Origin of the sequence: uncultured Thiodictyon sp. (assembly GCF_903828115.1) — a bacterium.
Classification (GTDB): Bacteria; Pseudomonadota; Gammaproteobacteria; order Chromatiales; family Chromatiaceae; genus Thiodictyon.
Genome location: NZ_CAIKKU010000486.1, coordinates 1 through 8,765 on the forward strand (window position 1 = coordinate 1; position 8,765 = coordinate 8,765).

General features: G+C 67.7%; 6 protein-coding genes. 4 read left to right on the forward strand and 2 right to left on the reverse strand.

Annotated elements, in window-relative coordinates:
• Window positions 1–188: 188 nt before the first annotated feature.
• Window positions 189–1,373, reverse strand: coding sequence for an ATP-binding protein (locus tag QZY48_RS17845; protein ID WP_295433543.1), 1,185 nt, complete (start codon window positions 1,371–1,373; stop codon window positions 189–191).
• 169 nt (window positions 1,374–1,542) lie between these two features.
• A complete protein-coding gene (locus tag QZY48_RS17850; protein ID WP_295433546.1) occupies window positions 1,543–6,369 on the reverse strand; it encodes a PAS domain S-box protein in 4,827 nt (1,608 codons plus the stop codon).
• A 74-nt stretch (window positions 6,370–6,443) separates the two neighbouring features.
• On the opposite strand from QZY48_RS17850, the gene QZY48_RS17855 reads away from it, so the two are divergent.
• The 4 genes from QZY48_RS17855 to QZY48_RS17870 form a co-directional block, all read left to right on the forward strand.
• Entirely contained in the window at window positions 6,444–6,578 is a 135-nt protein-coding gene (locus QZY48_RS17855) for a hypothetical protein (RefSeq protein WP_295433549.1), read from the forward strand.
• Window positions 6,579–7,054: 476 nt separating this feature from the next.
• On the forward strand, window positions 7,055–7,921 hold the full coding sequence (locus QZY48_RS17860) for an Rpn family recombination-promoting nuclease/putative transposase (protein WP_295433552.1): 867 nt from the start codon (window positions 7,055–7,057) through the stop codon (window positions 7,919–7,921).
• A gap of 35 nt (window positions 7,922–7,956) precedes the next feature.
• On the forward strand, window positions 7,957–8,472 hold the full coding sequence (locus QZY48_RS17865) for a type I restriction endonuclease (protein ID WP_295433554.1): 516 nt from the start codon (window positions 7,957–7,959) through the stop codon (window positions 8,470–8,472).
• Between the two features lie 2 nt (window positions 8,473–8,474).
• The coding region (locus tag QZY48_RS17870) for a DEAD/DEAH box helicase family protein (RefSeq protein WP_295433557.1) at window positions 8,475–8,765 on the forward strand (291 nt) is incomplete at its 3' end.

Sequence of the window (8,765 nt, forward strand, 5' to 3'; positions counted from 1 at the left end):
ATAGTCCGACAACGACAACGACAACGACGCCGGGTCCGTGAGTTGGTATGTCACGCGCCTTCGGGGCTCAAGCAGCGGCGCAGAGACGCAGAGACGCAGAGACGCAGAGGCTTTGACCCGCGACGCGCGGGTAACCCGCGAGGCCTCGTCGCGGCTGAAGCCGCTCCCACAGCGTCGCTGTGCGACTTTCACGGTAAAGCGCCGGTCTGCGGTGCCGGGCCGACGCCCACGGGCACCTGGAAGCCAATGGTGGTGCCCTGGCCCGGGGTGCTCTTGAGATCGATCTCGCCCCCCATCGCGGTCACCAGGCGGCGGCAGAGCGCCAGCCCCAGGCCGGTGCCGCCGTAGCGGCGGGTGGGCGAGTTGTCGCCCTGGTTGAACAGGGCAAAGAGCCCGGACTGGACCTCGGGGGTGATACCGATCCCCTGATCCTGCACCTCGAAGCACACCCAGCGTTGCCCGCCCCGGCTCGCGACGGGTTGGACCCGCAGCGTCACTGCCCCCCGCTCGGAGAACTTGAGCGCATTGCCCAGGAGTTGGCCCAGGACCTGGCGCAGGCGGGCGGGGTCCGCGGTGACGGCGGCGGGCAGGTCCGCGGCGATCTCCGGGACCAGGGTCAGCCCCTTGGCCGTGACCGGGCCTTGGCTGTCCTGCACAAACTGCTGGAGCATTCCCCCCAGGTCGAACTCCTGCATCGCGATCTCGATCGAACCCGCCTCCAGGAGGGACAGGTCGATGACATCGTTGACGAGATCCAGCAGACGCCGCGCCGACTCGTCGATCCGGGCGAGGAAACCGCGTCCCCGCTCACCTTGGACCTCCTTGCGCAGCAGATAGGCCATCCCCGTGATGCCGTTGAGCGGGGTACGAAATTCGTGGCTGATATTGGCCAGAAAGGCGTCCTTGGCGCGGTTGGCGCTTTCCGCCGCATCGCGCGCCTGGGCCAGTTCCAGCGTCCGGGACTGCACCAGGTCTTCCAGGCGGTTGCGGTGCTGCGCCAGTTCGTGGTGCAGGCGCACCCGGGAGCGGACCACCGGCGGATTGACCGGCTTGTGGATGAAATCCACCGCGCCGCCGGTCAGGGCCAGTGCCTCGCTCTCCGGGTCGGTGCGCGCGGTGATGAAGATGACCGGGATCGCGGCCGTAAGTGCCTCGCGCTTCAGCGCGGCGCAGACCGCATAGCCATCCATGTCCGGCATCATGACGTCGAGCAGGATCAGGTCGGGATAGGGGTCCAGCCGCGCCAGGTCCAGCGCGGCCGGCCCCTTGGTGGCCACCTTGATCCGGTAGTCGGCCTGCAGGGCGTCGGCCAGGACCTGGAGATTCAGCAGCTCATCGTCCACGATCAATACGACAGGGCGGTCATCGTTCATGGTCGGAAACCTGGGGTGGGGGAGGGGACGGCGACCCTGGAAAGAGTAGTTATCCACAGATGAACACAGATGAACACAGATTATTCATTGGCTTACGCTTCGTCGGGGCTCACCTTGCGGGTGTATGACAGTAGCGATAAGCGCATAACAATCTGCAGAAAATCTGTGTTCATCTGTGTCCATCTGTGTTCATCTGTGGATCATTGAGGTGCGGTTCCAGCAAGCGCGCGGCCCCCGGGTAGTCGAAGCGCCCGAGATGGTCCTTCAGGACGAGGTACAAGCCCTGATCGCCGGCGGGCAGCGCCGCCCGCAAGTCGTCCGACAGGTTGCGGGGAACCATCAGTCCCTTGACGAGCAGCGCGTGGATCTCGGTCAGCAGCCCGCGCACGGCCGCGGGGTCGCCGGCGGCGGTCGCGGCCGGACCGGCGGCCGGCGGCGGCGGGAGCGCCGCGATCCGCTCCAGGGCCCGGCCGTGGGCCTCCGACAATAACTCCAGGGCCGCTGCCGGATCACGTCCGGCCAGCAGATCGGCCTCCAGCCGGGCGGCGGCCCGGTGGAGGTCGACGGCCCCGAGATTACCCGCAATCCCTTTAAGGCGGTGGATCGCCCGGTCCGCCTGGGCGCGGTCGCCGCCGGCCAGGGCGGCGGCGATGACCTGGGCATCGTCGCGGACCGCGGCGGCGAACCCGTGCAGCAGCTCGATTGCGTGTTCCCGGCCGCCGGTCTGCAGCAGGTTCCGCAGGTCGAAACCGGGGATCGTCAGGGACTCCCGCGGCGCGGCGGCACCGCCGTCCTGTGCGTCCGCGCGGCCCGGCCCCGGGATGGCCGGCAGGGTACCCGCGGGCGGCGCGCCGATCCAGCGCCCCAGGGCGGCCCCGAGGGTCTCCAGGGTCACCGGCTTGGGCAGCAGGTCGGTCATCCCGCAGTCCCTGATCCGGGCTTGCTCCACGTCCGTCACCCCGGCGGTCAGGGCGATCACCGGCAGGTCCGCCCAGGCCGGGTTTTCGCGGATCAGCCGGGTGGCGGTCAGACCATCCATCTCGGGCATCTGCACGTCCATCAGCACCGCGTCGAAGGGCGCCGCGGCCAGGCGCTCCAGTGCCTCTTGTCCCTGGGTTGCCAGGGTCACACGGACCCCCAGCAGGCGCAGCATATCGCCGATCACCTGCCGGTTGATCGGCTGGTCCTCCGCCACCAGGACCCGGGCACCGGCCAAGTCGGTGCGGGTCGGCGGGGCCGTCCCGGTCCCGGCGGGCGCGGCCGCCGCCATATGCAGGCGCAGCTCGAGGGTGAAGGTGCTCCCCGCCCCGGGTGTGCTCTGCACCTCCAGTTGCCCGCCCATCAACTGCACCAGGTCCCGGCTGATGGCCAGCCCCAGCCCCGAGCCCCCATAGCGCCGGGCAATCGAGGCGTCCCCCTGCACGAAGGGCTCGAACAGCCGGGCGCGGGTCGCCGCGTCCATACCGATGCCGGTGTCTTGCACCGTCCAGCGCAACCGTGCCCAGGACCCCGCGTACCCGCGACACTCGACCCGCAACCGGACCTGCCCCTGGTGGGTAAACTTCAGTGCGTTGCCGAGCAGGTTGGACAGGATCTGCTGCAGCCGCAGCCGGTCCCCGAGCAGGCAGCGGGGCACGTCGGCACCCGTCTCGATCGCGAACCCGAGCCCCTGGATCTGCGCGACGTGGGCGAACAGGGAGCGCAGCGACTCCAGCAGGGTGTCCAGTTCAAAGGGGGCAATGTCGAGGCCCAGGTGTCCCGCCTCGATCCGGGAGTGGTCGAGGATGTCGTTCAAGATCCCCAGCAGACCGCGGCCGGACTGATTGAGCTTCTCCAGGTAATCGCGCGACCGGGGGTCCAGGGGCTGGCGCAGCGCCAGTTCGGACAGACCGATGATCCCGTTCATCGGCGTGCGGATCTCGTGGCTCATATGGGCGAGAAACTCGGCCTGGCTGCGCGTCGCCTGTTCCGCCTGTTCCCGCGCCCGCTTGAGATCCGTGATGTCGTAGACGGTGTTGAGGGCCTCCTCTCCCGCCAGGGGCGTGGTCCGTGCCATGACGGTGCGACTGGTGCCGTCCTTGCAGCACATGACGACCTCCATGGGCTCGAACAGTCCGCCGTCGCGCCTGGCCTGGTCCAGGCGTTCCCGGCGGTTCTCCAGCACCCATTGCCGGTACGCGGGATCAGGCGCGGCCTGGAGTCCCAAGTCGGTCCAGGTGGGGATATCGGCCAGGGTGTAGCCGAAGGTCGCGGTAAAGGCGGCATTGACATAGGTCACCGCGCCCGCCTCATGCGTGAGCACCAGGGGGACCGGCGAGGCTTCGATCAGCGCCCGGGCGCGGGCCTCGCTGACCCCCAGGGCCAACTGCGCCCGGCGTTCGGCCGTGATGTCCCAATTGACCCCGATCAGGCGCTGGGCCGCCCCGCCGGCATCCCGGATCACCTTACCGGAGGAGACGATCGAGTGCCGCGAGCCGTCCGGCCAGGTGACCTGGAAGCTGCTGCGAAATGCCGCTTCATGCCCCGCCATGATGGCGTCGAGGATGGCCTGCATCCCGGGCAGGTCATCGGGGTGGAGCAGCGCGGTCCAGTCGGCGTAGGAGAGGGCGCCGGTGCGCGGCGGCTGCCCATACAGGCGATAGACCCGCTCGTCCCAGGTGATCCGGTTGCCGACCATATCCCACTCCCAGACCCCGATGCCGCCGGCCTCGGTGGCCAGTTGCAGCCGCTCGGTGAGGGTCTGTAAGGCCAGCGCAACCCGCCGGCGCTCGGTGATGTCCACAAAGGCGATGACCACACCGTAATCGGGGTGCCGCGCCGGCATGGCGCTGACCGAGAGCCAGATGGTCCCGTCGGGCCGCACCACGCCCATTTCCACGTCGTGCACCGCCCGGCCTTTGCGCATGGCGCGCACGCTGGCGTATTCGTCCGGCGGCATGGGGGTCCCGTCCGGGCGGATGAGCGGCCATTGCGGGTCGTCATAGGTGCGCCGCAGGTGCTCGTCCCGCGTCAGGCCCAGGATGCCATCCGCGGCCCGGTTGCAGTCGATCAGTCGGCCCTGGGGGTCGGTGATGGAGATACCGAACGGCACCAGGTCGTAGATGGTGCGCAGCTTCGCCTCAGAGGCATTCAGCGCGGCCGTGCGCGCCGCCACCCGCTCCGCCAGGTGTGCCCGCTCGGCCTCCAGGGCCGCCTGGGTCTCGCGAATCTCGGTGAGGTCATGCAGGTTCACCACCATGCCGCGGACCTCGCCGTTCTCCCGGAAGGGCCGCTGGTCCGCCTCGATCCAGCGCATCCGCCCGCGCCCGTCGCTACTGGCGAGCGTGTAGCGCCGGGGCTCGCCGGCCAGGGTCGCTTGCAGATGCGGGGCGATTTGGGCGTAGATCGCCGCGCTCTCCACCTCCTCGATCCGCTTGCCTTCCAGGGCCTCCTGGGTGCTGCGATGGAAGGCGGCAAAGGCCGGATTGACCATCAGGTAGCGCTGGTCCCGGTCCACGAAGAGCAGCATCTCGCTCGCCGTCTCGACGACCTGCCGGTAACGATCGAGTGCCTGCTCCGCCCGGTAGCGTTCGGTGATGTCCTCGGAGAAGATGCCGATACCGCCCACTTGGCCCTGGTCGTCGTGCCACGGACAGACCTCCCAGCGCAGCCACTGCACCGAGCCGTCGGCGCGCTCGAAGCGGTCCTCGTCCGCGCGCACCGACTCGCCGGCCAGTGCCCGGCGGTGGACGTCCTTCAAGGCGTCGGTGATCTCGGGGAAGACGGCATAGTGGGTCAGGCCGGTCAGTTCGCGCCCGGTCAGTCCGAAGTCAGCCAGCCAGCGGCGGCTGGCAACGATATAGCGCAGCTCCCGGTCGAACACGGCCAGTGCCGCCGGGGCGTGCTCGATCACCAGGCGCAGGCGGGCCTCGCTCTCCCGCAACCGGGTCTGCGCCGCCCGGTGATAGCGCACGAGCCACGCCAGACCGAGGCTGATGATCAGTCCCCCGCCCGGCAGGGTGAGTGACAACAGGGGAGTGGGTGTAGTCCCGGGCGCGGGTGCGCCGCGCAGCACCAGGGTGCGTCCGGCGACGCTGATCGGGACCTCCTGGCCCAAGGGATCCTGGATGACGGCCGCCGGGTCCAGGGCCGGCGCCCCGGCCAACCGCGCGCGGGCGGGATGGCGATCCAGCACCCCGGCGGCGCCGGGGGTCAGCGGGTCCAGCAGGACCAGATCGACGGTGTTCGGCGGCAGGTGGGCGATCACCCGGCCCATGAGGTCGCCCAGGCGCAGCACGCCCACGGCAAAGCCGCGCACCCGGTCCCGCCGGGCCTGCGCGGTCTCGCCCGGGACGCCCGCCGGACCCACGGGCGCGTAGACGATCAGGCGGTATTGGCCGGCAGTCTCCCGCGCCGGGATCAAGGGCGCGCTGGCCGCCGGTTGCCCGGTGTCACGCGCCTGTTCCAAGGCCGGCCGCCGCAGCGGGTCCGCGCCCTGGTCGAGTCCCAGCGCCGCGGCATTGCCGGCCAGGGGTTCGACCCGCAACACCGGAAACAACTCCGCACGCGCGCCCGCCGGCCGCGGTTCCCCGCCGACCCGTTCCAGTATCCTGAACCCCGCGAGCCCCTCGGCCTGCGCCTGGGACTCGAAGGTGGTGCGGTCGCGCGCCGGCACCCGCGGCACCCATTCCAGTGCCAGCAGGCCCGGATGCCGTGCCAGAATCGGCTGGGTGAAACGGCTGAAGGCGTCCGCGCTCACTGCGTCCGCGGCGGCATAGAACTGGGCCAGCGCCTGCACATCACCCACCAGGTTCCCGAGCATCTCAGTCAGCGCCTGCGCACTCACCGCGACCTGCTCACTGACCTGCGCCGCTTGCTGCCGGGTCTCCCAGCCACGGACCAGCCACCAGGCGCCGATGCTGACCAGCAGGCCCAGGATCAAGGCCGCGGCCGTGGGGCGGTGGGCCCGCCAGGGGTCTCGCCGGCCGGTGGGCCTCGTCGTGTCCGTCTTTACCATGGCCTGTTCCCCAGTGTCGCTCGCGAACCTGATCGTTGTCGTCGTCGTTTTCCTAATCGCAGCAGCGATGCAATTTGGGGTGCGACAGAATCCGGGGCATTACGATAACCTCGATTACGACAACGACAACGACAACGACAACGGCGCACAAGCGTTGGCGAATGGACTTGGCTAACCAACTCGCACAACTGTGCCTTGGTATCTGGTAAGGCCCATCGGTGCAGGGGAACCTCCTCGGTGGTCAGTGGTCGGTGGTCGCTTGAGTTAGCTTAGCGCAACCCGACAGTGCCCGCGACTCGGCCCCGCCTGACATGACTTTACATAATATACATTATCGGCAATTACGGCCAAGGGTCCGGAGGGCGTCGGGCCGCGTGGCTTGTCGGCGTAGCGCCGACCGGTCTCGGCATCGCGGGACCGAGCCTACCGGGGGCATCGACCCGAGGCACTTGCCCCATGAACGCAGACGCATTAGCCTGCCCAGTCATGGACGAGTTCGGCACCCCCCCACGACCGCTACTTCCGCGAGAGCTTCGGACGGCTGGAGATCGCCCGTGATTTCCTGCTCCACAACCTCCCCGCAGCGCTGCTGGCCGAATCGGCGCTATTTCGTAAACTGTCCCCGGAACTCCTCTGGTTTCCTCGCTACACTGGAGCCGTCGCCCCGGCTCCGGGAGTCCAATCCATGCAGACCGATACCCTGATGTATCGGCTCTTCCAAGAGCGCCCACGGCTCGCGCTCGCGCTCGCCGGGGTCGGAGAGCCCGAGGCCGCGGACTACCGGATGAAGGCAATCGAGGTCAAGCAGAGCGCCTTCCGATTGGACGGCGTGCTCCTGCCCCCACCGGAGCGCCAGGATGCACCCGTGATCTTCGCCGAGGCACAGTTCCAGCGGCGCGACTGGTTTTACGCCCGCTGGCTGGCGGCGATCTTTCTCTATCTTTACCGGCATCGCACGACCCGTCCCTGGCGGGCACTGGTCGTCTTCCCGACCCCGGAGACGGACCCGGGCCTGAGCGCGCCTTATGAGCACTTGGCCCAGTGCGGGCTCGTGCGCCGTGTCTATCTCAAGGATCTACTTGATTTGAAGGGACTGAGCCTCGATCTGCGGCTGTTGCGCCTGATCGTCATGGCGCCCGCGGCGACACCCGCCGAGGCGCGCGACCTGGTGCGCAATCCCGATCCGGCCGAGGACCGGCTGGAGATCCTGGACCTGGTCGAAACCATCCTGGTCTATAAATTTCCAGCCCTCACCCGCGAGGAGGTTAGAGTCATGCTGCACCTGCCCGAAACAGAGCTTACGAAGACCCGTTTTTATCAGGAGGTCTTCGGCGAGGGGCGAGAGGAAGGGCGAGAGGAGGGACGGGAGGAAGGCCGTCGGCAAGCCTCGATCGAGATCCTCGCTCAACTGCTTGCCGCCAAACTCGGCCCACCTTCCGCGGCACTGCGCGCGCGGATGGAATCCGCCGACATCGAGACCCTGTCGCATTGGTGCGGGCGCGTCCTGACCGCCGACAGTCTCGACGACATCTTCGGCGAGCCGCATCGATGAGTTAGCCTTAGTTCAGAATCGCACGAGCATCATCGATGACAGAAAAAGAAATCGAGCAGGCCCTGATCGAAAAACTGGGCGATCTGAAATACAGCTACCGCCCGGACATCCGCGACCGTGCCGCACTGGAGCAGAACTTCCGCGAGAAATTTGAAGCCCTGAATCGTGTCCATCTGACCGACAGCGAGTTCCACCGCCTGCTGGACACGATTATTACCTCTGACGTCTTCGCCGCCGCCCGCCACCTGCGCAGCCGCAACAGCTTTGAACGCGATGACGGCACCCCGCTCTACTACACCCTGGTCAACATTAAGGACTGGTGCAAGAACAGCTTCGAGGTGGTCAATCAGCTGCGGATCAGCACCGATTACAGCCATCACCGTTACGACACGATCCTGGTCATCAACGGCATCCCAGCCGTCCAGATCGAGCTGAAGACCTTCGCCATCAGCCCACGCCGGGCCATGCAGCAGATCGTCGATTACAAGAACGACCCCGGCAACGGCTACACCAAGACCCTGCTCTGCTTCCTGCAGATCTTCAGCTCCTGATGATGCGGCCCTATCAAATCTACGCCGTCAAGGCGATCGTCGATTCCATCCACCAGCACTGCGGCAACGGCTACGTCTGGCACACCACCGGCAGCGGCAAGACGCTCACCTCATTCAAGGCATCCACCCTGCTCAAGGACAATCCGGACATCGACAAGTGCCTGTTCGTGGTGGATCGAAAAGACCTGGACCGGCAGACGCGGGAGGAATTCAACAAGTTCCAGGACGGCTGCGTCGAGGAACACACCAACACCGAAACCCTGGTGCGCCGGCTGCTCTCCGACGACTACGCC

What these genes read in the sequence shown, in the direction of transcription:
- QZY48_RS17865 (WP_295433554.1), top strand. Translation starts at nt 7,957, where the DNA reads ATGACAGAAAAAGAAATCGAGCAGGCCCTGATCGAAAAACTGGGCGAT.
- QZY48_RS17850 (WP_295433546.1), bottom strand. Translation starts at nt 6,369, where the DNA reads ATGGTAAAGACGGACACGACGAGGCCCACCGGCCGGCGAGACCCCTGG.
- QZY48_RS17860 (WP_295433552.1), top strand. Translation starts at nt 7,055, where the DNA reads ATGCAGACCGATACCCTGATGTATCGGCTCTTCCAAGAGCGCCCACGG.
- QZY48_RS17845 (WP_295433543.1), bottom strand. Translation starts at nt 1,373, where the DNA reads ATGAACGATGACCGCCCTGTCGTATTGATCGTGGACGATGAGCTGCTG.